Origin of the sequence: Enterobacter sp. 50793107, from assembly GCF_001463365.1 — a bacterium.
Classification (GTDB): Bacteria; Pseudomonadota; Gammaproteobacteria; order Enterobacterales; family Enterobacteriaceae; genus Enterobacter; species Enterobacter cloacae.
Genome location: NZ_LNII01000047.1, coordinates 16890 through 34166 on the forward strand (window position 1 = coordinate 16890; position 17277 = coordinate 34166).

General features: G+C 55.5%; 14 protein-coding genes. 8 read left to right on the top strand and 6 right to left on the bottom strand.

Annotated features, from left to right (window positions below):
• Window positions 1-35 precede the first annotated feature (35 nt).
• The 3 genes from hmsP to APU11_RS06090 all read left to right on the top strand — a co-directional run bounded on the left by hmsP (window position 36) and on the right by APU11_RS06090 (window position 5208).
• Window positions 36-2042, top strand: coding sequence for a biofilm formation regulator HmsP (gene hmsP, locus APU11_RS06080; RefSeq protein WP_013099214.1), 2007 nt, complete (start codon window positions 36-38; stop codon window positions 2040-2042).
• 159 nt (window positions 2043-2201) lie between these two features.
• Entirely contained in the window at window positions 2202-3488 is a 1287-nt protein-coding gene (locus APU11_RS06085; RefSeq protein WP_013099213.1) for a dicarboxylate/amino acid:cation symporter, read from the top strand.
• Window positions 3489-3714: 226 nt separating this feature from the next.
• The gene (locus APU11_RS06090; protein WP_058650541.1) at window positions 3715-5208 is read left to right on the top strand and encodes a pitrilysin family protein; all 1494 of its coding nucleotides are present in this window, start codon (window positions 3715-3717) and stop codon (window positions 5206-5208) included.
• A gap of 62 nt (window positions 5209-5270) precedes the next feature.
• Here the strand turns inward: APU11_RS06090 and APU11_RS06095 are convergent, their stop codons facing one another.
• Window positions 5271-6200: a sugar kinase gene (locus APU11_RS06095; protein WP_013099211.1), complete on the bottom strand. Its 930-nt coding sequence runs from the start codon at window positions 6198-6200 to the stop codon at window positions 5271-5273.
• Between the two features lie 229 nt (window positions 6201-6429).
• Between APU11_RS06095 and pdeH the strand changes: the two genes are divergently transcribed.
• Entirely contained in the window at window positions 6430-7203 is a 774-nt protein-coding gene (gene pdeH, locus APU11_RS06100; RefSeq protein WP_013099209.1) for a cyclic-guanylate-specific phosphodiesterase, read from the top strand.
• Window positions 7204-7269: 66 nt separating this feature from the next.
• A complete protein-coding gene (locus APU11_RS06105; RefSeq protein ID WP_058650540.1) occupies window positions 7270-9312 on the top strand; it encodes an AsmA family protein in 2043 nt (680 codons plus the stop codon).
• A 93-nt stretch (window positions 9313-9405) separates the two neighbouring features.
• Here APU11_RS06105 and APU11_RS06110 read toward each other — a convergent pair whose 3' ends face one another.
• The 3 genes from APU11_RS06110 to APU11_RS06120 all read right to left on the bottom strand — a co-directional run bounded on the left by APU11_RS06110 (window position 9406) and on the right by APU11_RS06120 (window position 12967).
• Window positions 9406-10728, bottom strand: a complete 1323-nt coding sequence (locus APU11_RS06110) for an MFS transporter (protein WP_058650539.1) — start codon at window positions 10726-10728, stop codon at window positions 9406-9408.
• A gap of 263 nt (window positions 10729-10991) precedes the next feature.
• Entirely contained in the window at window positions 10992-12017 is a 1026-nt protein-coding gene (gene yhjD, locus APU11_RS06115) for an inner membrane protein YhjD (protein ID WP_013099206.1), read from the bottom strand.
• A 50-nt stretch (window positions 12018-12067) separates the two neighbouring features.
• A complete protein-coding gene (locus APU11_RS06120) occupies window positions 12068-12967 on the bottom strand; it encodes a LysR family transcriptional regulator (RefSeq protein ID WP_029883692.1) in 900 nt (299 codons plus the stop codon).
• Window positions 12968-13086: 119 nt separating this feature from the next.
• Between APU11_RS06120 and APU11_RS06125 the strand changes: the two genes are divergently transcribed.
• Window positions 13087-13845, top strand: coding sequence for an SDR family oxidoreductase (locus APU11_RS06125; RefSeq protein WP_020686105.1), 759 nt, complete (start codon window positions 13087-13089; stop codon window positions 13843-13845).
• A 173-nt stretch (window positions 13846-14018) separates the two neighbouring features.
• Entirely contained in the window at window positions 14019-14621 is a 603-nt protein-coding gene (locus APU11_RS06130) for a response regulator transcription factor (RefSeq protein WP_038420781.1), read from the top strand.
• Here the strand turns inward: APU11_RS06130 and APU11_RS06135 are convergent.
• Entirely contained in the window at window positions 14600-14926 is a 327-nt protein-coding gene (locus tag APU11_RS06135) for a glycoside hydrolase family protein (protein ID WP_058650538.1), read from the bottom strand. The two genes, APU11_RS06130 and APU11_RS06135, sit on opposite strands and share 22 nt — an antisense overlap.
• A gap of 71 nt (window positions 14927-14997) precedes the next feature.
• Window positions 14998-15537 carry a GNAT family protein gene (locus APU11_RS06140; protein WP_058650537.1) on the bottom strand — a complete coding sequence of 180 codons (540 nt, stop codon included), beginning with the start codon at window positions 15535-15537 and terminating at the stop codon, window positions 14998-15000.
• A gap of 148 nt (window positions 15538-15685) precedes the next feature.
• On the opposite strand from APU11_RS06140, the gene APU11_RS06145 reads away from it, so the two are divergent.
• A complete protein-coding gene (locus APU11_RS06145) occupies window positions 15686-17275 on the top strand; it encodes an STY4199 family HEPN domain-containing protein (protein ID WP_058650536.1) in 1590 nt (529 codons plus the stop codon).
• Window positions 17276-17277 lie beyond the last annotated feature (2 nt).

Here is a 17277-nt window from a genome sequence, read left to right on the forward strand (position 1 = left end):
TGCGCCCTGCGCTTCGAGTTCTGTGGAGAGTCATTTTGCGTGTCAGCCGTTCCTTAACGATCAAACAGATGGCGATGGTTTCTGCTGTCACCTTGCTGTTTGTACTGCTATTTTGCGTCATTTTGCTGTTTCATTCCGTACAGCAGAATCGCTATAACACGGCTTCGCAATTAGAAAGTATTGCCCGCTCGGTGCGTGGCCCGCTTTCGGCTTCTATTCTGAAAGGCGATATTCCCGAAGCGGAAACCATTTTAAAACGTATTCAGCCTGCGGGCGTCGTCAGCCGCGCAGACGTGGTGCTGCCAAACCAGTTCCAGGCGCTGCGGATGAGTTTTATCCCCGAACGTCCCGTCCCGATGATGGTGATGCGCCTGTTTGAACTGCCGGTACAAATTTCGCTTCCCATCTACTCGCTTGAACGCCCTGCAAATCCGCAGCCGCTGGCCTATCTTGTTCTGCAGGCGGACTCGTACCGCATGTATAAGTTCGTCATGAGCTGGTTTATCACGTTAGTGACCACTTGCTTACTTATGACGCTGATACTGAGCGTGGCGCTGACCTGGTGCATTAACCGGCTGATTGTCCACCCGCTGCGGCGTATCGCCCGGGAGCTAAACGCGCTTTCTCCCCAGGAGCAGATGGGTCATCAGCTTGAGCTCCCCCGCCTGCATCATGACGATGAGATCGGCATGCTGGTGCGCAGCTACAACCTCAACCAGCAGCGCATTCAGCGTCAGCAGGATGAACTGAACAGTAGCGCCACCCGTTTCCCGGTGTCGGAGCTGCCTAATAAAGCGTTCCTGATGGCGATGCTGGAGCAGACCGTGGCGCGCCAGCAGACCACGGCGCTGATGGTCATCGCCTGTGAAACCCTGCAGGATACCGCTGGGGTGCTCAAGGAGAGCCAGCGTGAAATGCTGTTGCTGACGCTGGTCGAAAAGGTTAAATCGGTACTTGCTCCACGTATGGTGCTGACTCAGGTCAGCGGTTATGACCTGGTGGTGATTGCGAACGGCGTGAAAGAGCCGTGGCATGCGATCACGTTAGGTCAGCAAGTACTCACTGTCATTAATGAGCGGCTGCCCATTCAGGGTATTCAGCTTCGCCCCAGCGCCAGTATCGGGATTGCCATGTTCTATGGCGATCTGACCGCAGAGCAGCTCTATCGTCGCGCCTTCTCGGCGGCATTCACCGCCCGTCGCAAAGGGAAAAACCAGATCCAGTTCTTCGACCCGGATCAGATGGAAAAGGCGCAGCAGCGTCTGACGGAAGAGAGCGACATCCTCACCGCGCTGGATAACCACCAGTTTGCCCTCTGGCTCCAGCCGCAGGTCAATTTGCTGACGGGTGAAGTGGAAAGCGCGGAAGCGCTGTTGCGCGTGCAACAGCCGGATGGCAGCTGGGAGCTGCCGGAAGGGTTAATCGAACGTATTGAGTCCTGTGGTCTGATGGTCACGGTGGGCTACTGGGTGCTTGAGGAGTCATGCCGCCAGCTTGCCGCCTGGCAGGAGCGTGGTGTCAACCTGCCGCTGTCGGTCAATCTCTCTGCCCTGCAGTTGATGCATCCCACTATGGTCTCGGAGATGCTGGAGCTCATCAATCGCTACCGGATCCAGCCGGATACGCTGATTCTGGAAGTGACGGAAAGCCGTCGTATTGACGACCCGAATGAGGCGGTCGCGATCCTCAAACCGCTGCGCAACGCCGGTATCCGCATCGCGCTGGATGATTTTGGCATGGGCTATGCCGGACTGCGTCAGCTTCAGCACATGAAAACGCTGCCGGTGGATGTCCTGAAAATCGACAAAGCGTTTGTCGATGGGCTGCCGGAAGACAGCAGCATGGTGCAGGCCATTATTCAGATGGCGCGTAGTCTCAACCTGAATCTGATTGCTGAGGGTATCGAGACGGAAGCACAGCGCCGCTGGCTGGCTGAGGCGGGTGTCGGTAAAGGCCAGGGCTTCCTCTTTGCCCGTGCCGTCCCGTCGGATGTCTTTGAACAACGGTACCTTTCCGGCGCTGGCAATAACGCAAAAGTGTAATTTTGTTGCTGGCTTGTGCGAGCCAGCTCAAAGTTCTTAACATTTGTGTTTCAAATTTGAACTGAGTTTATTTCTGTCCTGTTATGCGGGTGTTATTTTAGAGCCGCAGGTTAACCATAACCTTACAAAGCCTGTGGTTTTTCTTCCCAAGGACATTCTATGAAAACCTCACTCTTCAAAAGTCTTTACTTCCAGGTCCTGACAGCCATCGCAATCGGTATTTTACTGGGTCACTACTACCCGGAACTGGGTGCGCAAATGAAACCGCTTGGCGACGCGTTCGTTAAGCTCATTAAAATGGTCATCGCCCCGGTGATCTTCTGTACGGTGGTGACCGGTATCGCTGGCATGGAAAGCATGAAGGCGGTAGGGCGTACCGGTGCAGTGGCGCTGCTTTATTTCGAAGTGGTCAGCACCCTGGCACTGATTATCGGTCTGATCATTGTCAACGTGGTACAACCTGGCGCTGGCATGAACGTCGACCCGTCGACGCTGGATGCCAAAGCGGTGGCGGTTTACGCTGAGCAGGCGAAAGATCAGGGCGTGGTCGCCTTCCTGCTGGACGTCATTCCCGGCAGTGTGATCGGGGCGTTTGCCAGCGGAAACATTCTGCAGGTGCTGCTGTTCGCCGTCATGTTTGGTTTTGCCCTGCATCGTCTGGGCAGCAAAGGCCAGCTGATCTTTAACGTCATTGAAAGCTTCTCGCAGGTCATCTTTGGCATCATCAATATGATCATGCGCCTGGCGCCGATTGGTGCCTTCGGGGCAATGGCGTTCACCATCGGTAAATACGGCGTCGGCACGCTGGTACAGCTCGGCCAGCTGATTATCTGCTTCTATATCACCTGTATTCTGTTTGTGGTGGTGGTGCTGGGTTCGATTGCCCGCGCGGCCGGTTTCAGCATCTTCAAATTTATCCGCTATATCCGCGAAGAGCTGCTGATTGTGCTGGGAACCTCCTCCTCTGAGTCGGCGCTGCCGCGCATGCTCGATAAAATGGAGAAGCTGGGTTGTCGTAAATCGGTGGTGGGGCTGGTGATCCCGACAGGGTACTCCTTTAACCTCGACGGTACCTCGATATACCTGACCATGGCGGCAGTGTTTATTGCACAGGCAACCAACAGCCATATGGATATCTTCCATCAGATCACCCTGCTGGTGGTGCTGCTGCTCTCGTCGAAAGGGGCTGCGGGCGTAACGGGCAGTGGCTTTATTGTGCTGGCGGCGACCATTTCCGCTGTGGGACATCTGCCGGTGGCCGGTCTGGCGTTGATTCTCGGTATTGACCGCTTTATGTCTGAAGCGCGTGCGTTAACCAACCTGGTGGGTAACGGCGTGGCTACGGTTGTGGTGGCAAAATGGGTTAAAGAGCTGGATCACAAAAAGCTCGACGATACGCTGAATAATCGCTCTTCTGATAGCAAAAACCCGGGTTTATCCTCCTGATTTTCCGCTAAATTCCCGCATTCCCTTGTCGGAATGCGGGCTCCTGCGCATAATGACTGTTCGTACCTGTCATAATTCGACAAGATTTTTTTTGGGTATATTGCACTTCTCACCGTGACGTTTTGCCGAACGCGCGGTCTAATCGACGTGTTTTCATCGTCATCTTTTAGAGTGAAGCGCGTCGCGAGACACTCTTTTTAACCAGGAATGTTGATCAGGGGTTCACATGCAGGGCACAAAAATTCGACTCTTAACCGGCGGTTTGCTGATGATGGCAGCAGCCAGTTATGTGCAGGCAGATGCGCTCCAGCCAGACCCGGCATGGCAACAAGGGACCCTGGCGAATGGTTTTCAGTGGCAGGTGTTAGCCACGCCGCAGCGTCCCAGCGATCGTATTGAGATCCGTCTGTCTGTGAATACCGGCTCCCTCACTGAAAGCACCCAGCAGACCGGCTTTAGCCATTTTATTCCCCGACTGGCGCTCACCCAGAGCGGCAGTTTACAGGCTGTTCAGGTGCGTTCGCTCTGGCAGCAGGGCATTGACCCGAAGCGTCCATTGCCGCCGGCTGTCGTCTCGTATGACTACACCATGTTTAACCTGAGCCTGCCGAATAACCGTAACGATCTGCTCAAAGAAGCCCTTACGTATCTCTCCGATGCCACTGGCAATCTGGCGATCACGCCGGAAACCATTAACTATGCGCTGAGCAACAGCGATATGGTGGCGACCTGGCCTGCGGATACCAAAGAGGGCTGGTGGCGTTATCGCCTGAAAGGCTCAGCGCTGCTTGGGCACGACCCGGCAGAGCCGCTGAAACAGCCGGTCGATGCCGAACAGGTAAAATCGTTCTATCAGAAATGGTACACCCCGGACGCGATGACGCTGATCGTGGTCGGGAATGTGGATAGCCGCGCGGTGGTTGAGCAGATCAACAAAGCCTTCGGCGAGCTGAAAGGCAAGCGTGAAACGCCTGCTCCTGTCCCGACGCTCTCCCCGCTGCGGACGGAGCCAGTCAGCATCTCCACTGATGCCGTGCGTCAGGACCGGCTCTCCATGATGTGGGATACCGCCTGGCAGCCCATCCGAGAATCCGCCGCGCTGTTACGCTACTGGCGTGCGGATCTGACGCGTGAGGCGTTGTTCTGGCACGTTCAGCAGAGCCTCAGTAAGAACAGCGTGAAGAACATTGCGCTGGGCTTCGACTGCCGGGTGCTGTTCCAGCGCGCCCAGTGCGCCATTAATATCGAATCGCCTGGCGATAAGCTGAATGCCAATCTGGGCGTGGTGGCGAAAGAGCTGGCAAAAGTGCGTAAAGAGGGCCTGTCTGAAGAAGAGTTCAACGCGCTGGTCGCGCAGAAAAAGCTGGAACTGCAGAAGCTGTTTGCCACCTATGCCCGCGCCGATACGGATATCCTGATCAGCCAGCGTATTCGCTCCTTGCAGAATCAGGTGGTGGACATCGCACCGGAACAGTACCAGAAGCTCCGTCAGGACTTCCTGAATGGGCTGACCGTCGATATGTTAAATCAGGATTTACGTCAGCAGCTGTCGCAGGATATGGGATTAGTCCTTCTGCAGCCGAAAGGCGAGCCGGAATACAACATGAAGGAGCTGCAGGCGACATGGGATTCAATCATGACCGCCGCGCCGCAACCTACGCAGGCGGCAACGTCTGATGATCTGCATCAGGACGCGACGGATATTCCACAGGGGCAGTAATCTAAAAAATTCCCTCTCCCGGTGGGAGAGGGTCAGGGTGAGGGCACCAGCCCGCACCTTATTTAAGCAGGCATCGCCTCACGCGGAATAATCGCCCCGCGATACTGAATCACCGTGCTGGCCGTCAGGTGCCCGCGCTGTGCAGCCGCTTCAGGCGTGCCGCCCGTCAGGCGCACCGCCAGATAGCCCGCGCTGAAGGAATCTCCCGCTGCCGTAGTATCCACCACTTTGTCCTTCGCCAGTTTCACCGCCGGGACGTCAATCACCGCCTCACCTGCTACGGCCACCAGGCACGATGCCGCGCCGCGCTTAATCACCACTTCGCTCACGCCAGCGGCCTGGGTGCGCGCAATAACCTCATCAACAGGTTTCTCGCCCCACAGGGCATCTTCGTCGTCGAGCGTCAGGAACGCGATGTCGGTGCACTGCAGCATCTGCTGGTAAACCTGCTGCGTCTCTTCACGGCTGGCCCACAGGCGCGGACGGTAGTTGTTATCAAAAATGACCTTTCCGCCATTGGCGCGGCATTCGCGCAGCAGCGACAGCAGCTTTTCACGACTGGTCGGGCTTAATATGGCGAGGCTAATCCCGCTCAGATAGAGATAATCAAACGTCGCCAGCGTTTCGCAAATGGCGGCTGCGTCGTCGCTTTCCAGCCAGTATTTGGCCGCAGCTTCGTTTCGCCAGTAGTAGAAGGTGCGCTCGCCGGTATCATCGGTTTCAATGTAATACAAACCCGGCAGGCGGTTTTCCATGCGCTGAATCAGCGAGGTATCAATGTGTTCGCTCTGCCAGGCGTCCAGCATTTGCTGGCTGAAACTGTCCGTACCCAGTGCGGTGACGTAGTTCACGGTGAGGGCCTCCGGCGGCACCTGACGGGCAATATACACGGAGGTGTTTAAGGTATCGCCACCAAAACCGCGGCTAACGTCCGCGCCTTTTTGTGACAGCTCAATCATGCATTCGCCAATAACGGCAATTTTTTTGGACATAATCATGAACCTGAACAGAGTATTTAAAAGCAGTGTGCGCTGTGTGAATTATCAGGTCAACTATATTAAAACATCGTTCCATTATTTTTTTTGAACCAGCGCGTGTTCCTGTTCATTTCTGTCATCTTAATTTCATTTTCCCGGTGAATTGAACATAAAGTTCTCAATTATCGCGCCGATAACCCAGTGACGAGTCCAGAAAGGCCATCCCAACAACAGGACATCTGAAATGAAGTCAGAGCAGGTTATCCAGCGGCTGAGCACTACGCCTGAGGCAAGTATTGAGAACTTGCAGGAGCATCGCTACTGGCTGCAATGTGAGCGTGTGTATACCTACCAGCCAATCTATCGTACCGACGGTCGACTGATGGCAATTGAAATATTGACGGTCGTTACACACCCTTCTAACCCTTCACAGCGTATCGCGCCGGACCGCTATTTTGCCGAAGTCGCCGTGCGCCAGCGCCTGGACGTGCTGGAAGAGCAGTTGCGCATGCTGGAAACGAAAAAGGCCTTTTTCGAACAGCACGATATTCTGGCCTCGGTCAACGTGGATGGCCCAACCCTGCTGGCGCTGCGCCAGAACGCAAAGTTGCAGGAGCTTATCGCCACCCTGCCGTGGATGCGCTTTGAACTGGTAGAGCATGTCCGCCTGCCGCAGGAATCCTCCTTTGCCTCGATGTGTGAATTTGGCCCCCTGTGGCTGGATGACTTTGGCACCGGCATGGCGAACTTCTCCGCCCTCAGCGAAGTGCGTTACGACTACATCAAAGTGGCCCGCGATCTGTTCATTATGCTGCGCCAGACCCCGGAAGGGCGGAATCTGTTTACGCTGTTATTGCAGCTGATGAACCGCTATTGCAAAGGCGTCATAGTGGAAGGTGTGGAAACGCTGGAAGAGTGGCGCGATGTGCAAAACTCACCCGCCGCCGCCGCGCAAGGCTATTACCTCTCACGTCCGGTGCCCATGGATACCCTCGACGGTGTGATAACCAACCTCTGAACCGCCCGTTTCCCTTTGTCTGGACTATAGTTTTACAGGACAGGTCATCAGGAAAAGGGGATCAAAATGACTAAAACAACCAGGGTAATCTCCTGGACAGCAGGGATTTTCTTGTTGTTGATCGTGGTCGCTATCATCATTATTGCGACATTCGACTGGAACCGTCTTAAGCCGACCATCAACCAGAAAGTCTCAACTGAACTGAACCGCCCCTTCGCGATACGCGGTGATTTGGGCGTGGTCTGGGAGCGTCAGAAAGAAGAGACCGGCTGGCGAAGCTGGATCCCCTGGCCGCACGTTCACGCCGACGACATCGTTCTGGGCAATCCGCCGGATATTCCTGCCGTCACCATGGTGCATCTTCCGCGGGTTGAAGCCACGCTGGCGCCGTTAGCGCTTGTGACAAAAACCGTCTACCTGCCGTGGATCAAGCTTCAGCAGCCCGATGCACGTCTGATCCGTCTCTCGGAAAAAAACAATAACTGGACCTTTAACCTCGCCAGTAGCGGCGAGAAGGATCCCAATGCCCAGCCCTCTTCATGGTCATTCCGTCTCGATAACATTCTGTTCGATCGCGGGCGGATCGCCATCGACGATAAAGTCAGCAAGGCCGACGTGGAGATCCTGGTCGATCCGCTGGGTAAGCCGCTGCCGTTCAGTGAAGTGACCGGCACCAAAGCGAAAGGGGATAACGCCAGCGCGGGCGATTACGTTTTCGGCCTGCGGGCCACCGGGCGCTACAACGGACAGCCACTGACCGGCACCGGTAAAATTGGCGGCATGCTGGCGCTGCGAAGCGCAGGTACCCCGTTCCCGGTGCAGGCGGACTTCCGTTCCGGCAACACGCGAGTCGCCTTTACCGGCACGGTCAACGATCCCATGAACATGGGCGGGGTCGATCTGCGGCTGAAGTTCGCCGGAGATTCGCTGGGGGAGCTCTACGAACTCACCGGCGTGCTGCTGCCGGATACGCCGCCGTTTGAGACGGACGGGCATCTGGTGGCCAAACTCGATACGGAAAAATCATCTGTCTTTGACTATCGGGATTTCAACGGCCGTATCGGCGACAGCGATATCCACGGTACGCTGACCTACACCACCGGCAAACCGCGTCCGAAACTGGAAGGGGATGTGGAGTCCCGCCAGCTGAGGCTTGCCGATTTGGGCCCTCTGATCGGCGTTGATTCCGGCAAAGGCACGAAGTCGAAAGAGGTCAAAAAAGACCTTCAGCCCGCGGGGAAAGTGCTGCCCTACGATCGCTTTGAAACCGACAAGTGGGATGTAATGGATGCGGATGTGCGCTTCAAAGGGCGAAAAATCGAGCACGGCAGCACGCTGCCGATCAGCAACCTCTCAACCCATATTCTGCTTAAAAATGCCGACCTGCGTCTGCAGCCGCTGAAGTTTGGCATGGCGGGCGGAACCATCTCCTCGAACATTCATCTGGAAGGCGATAAAAAGCCGATGCAGGGTCGGGCTGATATACAGGCGCGCAGGCTTAAGCTGAAAGAGCTGATGCCCAACGTGGAGCTGATGCAGAAGACCCTTGGTGAAATGAACGGTGACGCGGACATTCGCGGGGTGGGGAACTCCGTGGCGGCGCTGCTCGGGAGCAGTAACGGCAACCTCAAGCTACTGATGAACGACGGGCTGGTGAGCCGCAACCTGATGGAAATCCTGGGGCTGAACGTCGGGAACTACATCATCGGGCAGATCTTTGGTGACGATGAGGTGCGGGTGAACTGCGCGGCGGCGAATCTGGATCTGGTTAACGGCGTGGCGCGGCCGCAGATTTTTGCCTTCGACACGGAAAACGCGGTAATCAACGTGACCGGGACCGCCAGCATGGCCTCTGAGCAGCTTGATTTAACCATCGACCCGGAAAGCAAAGGGATCCGTATCATCACCCTGCGCTCGCCGCTCTACGTGCGCGGCACCTTCAAAAATCCGCAGGCGGGGGTAAAACCCGGGCCGCTGATTGCACGCGGTGCGGTGGCGGCAGCGCTCGCAACGCTGGTCACGCCAGCCGCGGCGCTGCTGGCGTTGATTTCGCCATCAGAAGGGGAAGCCAATCAGTGCCGGACGATTTTGTCGCAGATGAAGAGGTAAGGTGCGGTCTGTTGTTGCCGGGTGGCGGCTACGCCTTACCCGGCCTACGATTCAAATGTAGGCCGGGTAAGCGCAGCGCCACCCGGCATTAGCTTAAAGCGCCTGATGCTTAGTCTCGTGCGTCAGCAGCAGCGCAATCAGCGTCAGTGCCGCCATGGCCGCCAGATACACGCCCACGTAGAACAGGCCATAATTTGCCTGCAGCCAGGTGGCGATATACGGCGCAACGGATGCTCCCAGAATCGACGAGACGTTATAGGAGAACGACGCGCCGGTATAACGCACTTCCGTCGGGAACAGCTCCGGCAGCAGCGCGCCCATCGGGCCGAAGGTTAATCCCATCAGGCTCAGACCAATCAGCAGATACGCCATCACCAGCGCCGGGCTGCCCGAGCCTAACAGCGGCGGGAAGATAAACAGGGCGAACAGAATGATAAGCGTCGTGATGGTGATCATGCTGGAGCGACGGCCAAATTTATCCGCCAGCAGGCCGGCAATCGGCACCATGACGCCAAACCCAATCACCGCCATCATCAGCATCCACAGCACTTCGTTACGCGGCAGACCCAGCCCAACCGGCGCGGCAGCGGTGCTGAACGTCATGGAGTAGACGGTCATGATATAGAACAGCGTATAGGTAGCCAGCATGATAAAGGTGCCCAGCACGGTCACGCGGACATGTTTGGTCAGCAGCGTGCCCAGCGGCACTTTTACCTGTTTTTTTGCCGCCGCCACTTTCGCGAACACCGGCGTTTCGTGCAGAGAAACGCGAACATACAGACCAATCAGCACCAGCACGGCCGAGAAGACGAACGGAATACGCCAGCCCCAGCTCATGAACTGCTCGTCGGTCAGCAGCCAGGAGAGCAGCAGGAAGGTGCCGTTCGCAAAGAAGAAGCCAATCGGTGCGCCAAGCTGCGGGAAGGAGCCATACAGCGCCCGTTTACGCGCCGGGGCGTTCTCGGTCGCCAGCAGTGCCGCACCGCCCCATTCACCGCCCAGACCCAGACCCTGACCAAAACGCGCCAGCGCCAGTAGCACCGGTGCCAGAATGCCAATGGTCTCGTAGGTGGGCAGCAGGCCGATGGCGACGGTAGAAATACCCATCGTCAGCAACGAGGCCACAAGCGTCACTTTACGCCCGATGCGATCACCAAAATGACCAAACAGCGCAGAGCCAATCGGACGCGCGACGAAGGCGATAGCAAAGGTTGCCAGAGACTGTAGCGTGGCCGCCGTCGGGTCGCCCTGCGGGAAGAAAATATGCGGGAAGACGATGACCGCTGCGGTGGCGTAAATGTAAAAGTCGAAGAACTCGATGGCGGTGCCAATCAGCGAGGCGACGACAACTTTATTGCGTGAGTTGACCGGAACGTTTTCGCTCCCGGAATCGAGTGTTGTGGCGGTTGCTTGCATAATATTTTCTTATTTTATGTCGGACGAAAGGCCATATTACGCACAGCAAAAGCGACATTTCAATCTGTAACAAAGCCGCGAACCGGTGATAAAAGCAACAAAAAGCGGATAATGTTCAGACCAGCCAAAACACTTCCATGAAATGCTTCACAGATTTTAAATATCAGTGGATATAACTGGTTTTCAGTTAAATAAAAGTTACGGACTGGATATATATGCTGAAATGATGAATCGGGCTGAAACTTTCAGCCCGAAAGGGGGAATTAGCGGTGGGTTTTCCCCGGCATGCGCGTGTCGCCTTTATATTCGGCGGTGGCAATCCACGCCGCGCAGAACAGCGTCAGGCGGGCAAAGAAGTAGAAGAACGCCATCAGCCCCAGAACGGAGCCAAACGCGGCGCCAGAAGGGGATTTCACCAGTGACGGCAGGGTATAAGTCATCACGATCTTAATCACCTCAAAGCCTATTGCCGCGAGCAGTGTTCCGCGGATCAGCGCTTTTTTGCGCGGACGATGACGCGGCAAGCGCCAGAAGATCCAGAAGAACAGCAGGTAGTTGGCGAAAATGGAAATCGCCAGCCCGATGCCGCGCCACGCAGGCTTGAGCCAGTCGATGTAATCCAGATAGAGCGCGGAGATAATCATCTGCTGCGCGGAACCGGCGACCGAGGTGATGGAGAGCGTGACGACCAGCGCCACCAGCAGACCAATCAGCGAAACAAAATCGCGGAAATACTTAACCCAAATTTTCTCTTGATCCTGAGGCTTACGCTCCCATACTTCGCGCGACTGGGCGCGAATGGCCTCGCGCAGGTTACCCATCCAGTTCACACCGGAATAGAGTGCAATCAGCAAACCGACAATACCCACCGTGGTGCGCTGCTGCACGGCAGTATTGATGGTGCTTTTTAGCGTGGTGGCGAGGGTCGGGTCACTGACGTTATTCAGGATCTTATTGAAAATATCCTGCAGCAGCGTCGGATGAGACGCGAGCACAAAACCGGCTGCCGCGAACGAGACCATCAGGATCGGGATCATCGACAAAAAGGAAAAATAGGTAATCGCTGCACCAAACTGATTTCCCATCCGGTCGTTGAAACGTTCCGCGGCGCGTATCAGGTGCGCAATCATGGGGATCTGCTGAACTCTCTCCGCCAGCGTAGTGACCGTCCCCAGCGCTTTGCTGGCTTTGCCGGGTGTGCTGGGCTCTTCGGGCCCGGTTTCCATCTTCTTGATGGGATCATAATCTAATTGTTGAGTCGGTCGTTGCGGGTTATTTTCCGGCGTCACGCGTTTTTTCCTTTTCGTTGAGCTGGATGTCATTGAATTATAGCTTGCGACTAATCCACGTAAGCTTTTGTGATTTCCGTAAGCCACTCCATAAACAGGTGTACCCGGCGGGAAAGGTTACGGCGGTGGGGGTAAATCAGGGAAACCGGCATGGGTTCAGCCCGGTATTGCGGCAGAACTTCAATCAGCTTTTTCGTGCGCAGAGAATCACGAACGCCCACGCGGGGAACCTGGATAATACCCAGCCCGGCGATGCAGGCGGCATGGTACGTCTCGGTACTGTTGACCGTTAAGACGCCGCCCGTTTTAACCCACTGGGTCGCACTGCCGTTATAAAACTCAAAGCCCTGCGGGCGCGTGCCCAGCATCGCGGCGTAGTGGATTACCGCATGTGAGGCCAAATCGTCCAGCGTTTCCGGATAACCAAACCGCGTCAGATAATCCGTGCTGGCGCAGTTGATAACCGTAAGCTTGCCCAGTGGGCGGGCGATAAGCCCGGAATCTTTCAGGGTGCCGACGCGCACCACGCAGTCAAATCCCTCGCGGATCACATCCACCAGACGATCGCTGCTGCTGAGCTCCAGTTCAATACCCGGATACTGCTGCAAAAACGCAGGCAGTTTGGGAATGACTAAATTTCGTGCAACCCCCACCGGCATATCGACGCGTAGCCGCCCGCTGATACTGGAGGGATCGTGCTGGAACATACCGTCCAGTTCATCAAGGTTCGCCAGCAGATCTTTTGCCCGTTCGTAATAGACCATGCCGTCCTGCGTGAGGCTGACGCGGCGCGTGGTGCGGTGCAGCAGCTGAGTGCCCAGGCGGTTTTCCAGCGCCTGAATCTGCCGCGACACGCTGCCTCTTGGCAGGGTCAACGTCTCCGCTGCGCGGGAAAAACTCTCCAGCTCCGCGACCCGAACAAACAACTGCATTGCGTTAATTTTATCCATCGGTAGCGCTCATTGTTGTTGTAAATGAAACAGTGAAGCGTTCTGTCACATCTTTATTGATCTTCTATCAGCTAATAAGCTCTTTCTCAATCTCCCTGACAACCGAAATGAGGTTTCTTATGACTGAACGTATCGCTTTAGTGACCGGTGGTAGCCGTGGTTTGGGTAAAAACGCGGCCCTGAAGCTGGCAGCAGAGGGAACAGGTATTGTCCTGACTTATCATCACAATCAGCAGGATGCGCTGGATGTTGTGCAAGAAATTCAGGGAAAAGGGGTAAACGCGGCGGCATTACAGCTTAACGTCGGAGATATCACCCATTTCGAACATTTTGCTCAACAGTTGCAGGAAACTCTCCGAACCGTCTGGCAGCGTGATACCTTTGATTATTTATTGAACAATGCCGGAACGGGTTTATACGCCCCCTATACCGAGACGACAGAAGCGCAGTTCGATGAGGTAATGAATGTACATTTAAAAGGGCCGTTTTTCCTGACCCAGCGCCTGCTGCCGTTGCTGAAAGATGGCGGACGGATCCTCAACGTCTCCAGCGGGCTGGCGCGTTTTACACAGCCAGGCTCCGCGACCTATGCGGCCATGAAAGGGGCGATGGAAGTACTGACCCGCTATCAGGCCAAAGAGCTGGGCGCACGCGGGATCTCCGTCAATATCATCGCGCCGGGGGCAATTGAGACCGATTTTGGCGGCGGACGCGTACGAGATGACGCGCAGCTTAATCAGTTGCTTGCGTCGCAAACCGCGCTGGGGCGTGTTGGCCTGCCGGATGATATTGGTGATGCCATCGCCGCGCTGCTCAGCGACAAACTGGGCTGGATGAATGCGCAACGTATTGAAGTGTCTGGTGGGATGTTCCTGTAATACGCCTCCTTAAGGGGACGGAACCTCTTAAGGAAATCCTTAAAAGAGATGTGTCCAGATACGGGCAGATATAAAGAACGGCGATGAATTTGTAACCTCTCCGTTCATTGAGTTTTTTCTCAAATAACGCCTCTATACAATCCTCCCTCGCTATTCTCAGAGGGAGAAAAACGATGCGAGTAATCATGTTTGACAGGCAGTCGATATTTATTCATGGAGCGATAAACAGTTTGCAGACGTTAATTCCTGAAATAAATATGACAGGAACCCGTCAGGCAGATGAATTATGGGCGCAGTTGTCCGCGTCGCCATCCGCTATCGTCATGATTGACGGCGCATTAATTCAGAATGAGGGCATCAGCTTTCTGAAAGACATTATCACGCGTTTCCCTGCGATACGTGTCGTGATGGTGCTGACGAAAAAAGAGACCCGATGGGCTGAACAGATGTTTCAGCGCAACGTGAAGGCGATTATTCCCCGCAATGCCAGTCCCGAGCGGTTTGCCGCAGTGCTGGATTCGGTCTCCCGGGGGATGGTCTGTTTTCCCGGCGAATGGCTTGCGCAGCAGGCGTCACACCAGGCGTTGTTATCCTTAAGCGAGCGCCAGCGTGAAGTGCTCAAGTTACTGGCCGCCGGGGAGTCGAATAAAGAGATTGGCCGCACGCTCAATATCAGTGCGGCAACGGTAAAGGCCCATCTGGAGTCACTTTTCCGGCGGCTGGATGTAAAAAATCGCACGCAGGCGGCAATGTGCTATACCCGGCTCACCGCCTGAGCGATGGCGTTTATTGGACACGGTGTGTCACTAAAACTGAACATTAACAACACCAGCGCATCGTGCTGGTGTTGCGTTAATGGCTGGGCGATATTTTCCTGAATTAACGTCTCATAAATCTGAATATCGTTATCTAACAAGCGCTCTGCTTCAGCAACGGTAATAAGACCATGGAACTTCTCCCATTGCTGAATAACGTGACCATACCCAATAACCTCAGTACCGTGCTCATCACGGTATTTTTCCAGAGACAGCCCTTGCTGTTTTTTAACTAATTCAACGGCAGCAGAAGATAGCTTCAACATGGTATTTTCCTCTTTCAGACACTACTGTAGAGGAAATACGGCACGAGACATATCCGCCAAATGGCCGTTGCTCAGCTGATATTTTCCAGATAGTCGCGCTGTAATAAACCGAATAGCCAGTCATTATGCCAGCGGCCGCCAAGGTAATAGCTCTCACGCAGCTCACCCTCCAGCCGGAAGTGGGCTTTTTCCAGCAGACACCGGGAGGCGATATTCCCTGCCGTGACGGTGGCGGTGAGGCGGCGGATCCCCCCCTGGTGGAAGGCATAATCACAGAGTGCCTGCAGGGATTCAAAGCCGTAGCCTTTTCCCTGGGCCGCGGGGGCGAAAAGGAAACCGACTTCGGCGCAATCCGATTCGTGGTGTTGGTAGCCGGTCACCCCCAGCGGAGTCTGGCTGGCGTTATCGCGAACCACGAGGCAGAGCCAGTGCATGCAGCCGGGCGTCCATGGCGTCAGTCGGGAGTCGAAGGCCTCACGAATGTCCGCCACAGTGCGATCCTGCGCGACAAAGCGCATCACATCCGGGTCTTGCTGTAGCGCCAGAAAAAAGGGCCAGTCATCTTCCTGTAACGGCGAGCAGATAAGACGCGAGGTGGTTAGCTGAGGCATTCAGATTCTCCTGAAACAATATAAATGATTTTAGGACTGTCACTTTATTTCAACAGAAAGTCAGGTATGGTTAAGCGCGTATAAATAAAAAGAAAAACGGCCGTTCCGGGCCCCTTTTGGATGTCTTCGTGGTCTTTTAAGGAAAACAATGACGCTCAGCACATCACACCATAACCGCGAACAGTTTGAACACTGTCTGGCGGTCATTCGTCAGGCCTCTGTGGAAATATTGCTTCTCCTGAATGTACATGTTTCTGAGGGAAAAGATCCACGCTGGTTTCTGGAGCAGCTGGATAGCGCCCGTTTAGGCCTGGGCGGATGGGGGGCCGTGGCGAAGAAGCTCAACCTGAACGATGCCGAGATGTCAGAATTTACCCTGCAACTGCGCCTGTTGCAGCAGCGCGTACCACAGTATGAAAGCGGGCAGGATGTCAGTGAAAATCAGCTTATTGCGGCGATGCGGTTTGTCACCGCGCTGGAACATCTTCGTCTGCAACAGCCTCTTCTCACCTACAGTACCGAGCTGGCGCCGGGCAGCGATCTTGAACAGCAGCAGGCGCACAAGCAGGTACGTGCAATTGAACTGATGATTAAAGGGCTTATCCAGCAGGCGTGGCCCGATCAGGTCCGTCTGAATAACCACCTGAAGACCCTGTTTAACGCTGACCGCGTGCGGCGCTGGCTGAAGCTTGGCGACATCAACGATGTGCTAAGCGGCATGATGTTCAGCGAGCTGGCCCAGATGCTGGTGGATAAAAAAGAGTACAGCCGCTACTACGCGTCGCTGTTCAGCGATTCGTCCATGCTGACGCTGCTGGTGGAGCCGCGCAAAACGCTGCAAACCTTCCTTGATGACATCCGCCAGATCCGCAACAACCTTACCGTTCAGAAAGCATTAACCTCGGCGCAAATCCAGCTACTCGACAACTACTACACCCAAATCACCCGGCCCGTTCAGCGTGCGTTTGAAGAGGGGCGAACCCGCGTCAACCCGGCCGGGATAATGGCGGTGGATGCCAGCGAACTGCACGCTTTCTGGGAAAAAGCACAGAAAAGGGATCGGGTCACCGGCGGGGATTTATTTGAAGTCCGTGACACCATAGAAAAACCGACCCAGCGCGCCCCGCGCACGCCAGAACAACGCGAGCAGCTCATCTCCGGCGTGTTATGGGGCGCAGTGGGCGTGATGGTCATTGCGATTGTTGTGGGAGGATTCTGGCTGGTGACCAGCAGCGCGCCAGCAGAGACTGCAGTGGCCGCCACCGAAACGCCTGCGCCGCAGGAGATGCGGGAAACGCCCTCCTCGCGGGAGACGCTGACGCGCATGGGCATTACCTGGGACGAGAATAATTTCCGCTCGGCCATCAACCGCAACGACACCCGCATTGCGCAGCTCTTTTTGCAGGGTGGAATGGACTGGAAGCTGTCATGGACCGAAGAGGCGATGTCATCCAACCATGACGACGTGCTGGAGCTGATGTTGCGCTACCGACAGCACATGGTGGAAGAGAAGCCGTGCCGCCGGTTTATCAATACGCTCACCCATGCCATGGCGAATGGCGAATCGCTGACATCCCTGCGTAAACAGTACCTTAAAGCGTTTTGCACCGTCCCGGCCGTGGTGAAACGCCAGCAGCACGATTTGGATATGGCGACGCGCCGCGCCGAGTCACAGCCGAATGCCAGCACGAAAAAATGGCAGGCTATTCAGTCTGCCATTTATGAGGTGATCCGCTGATC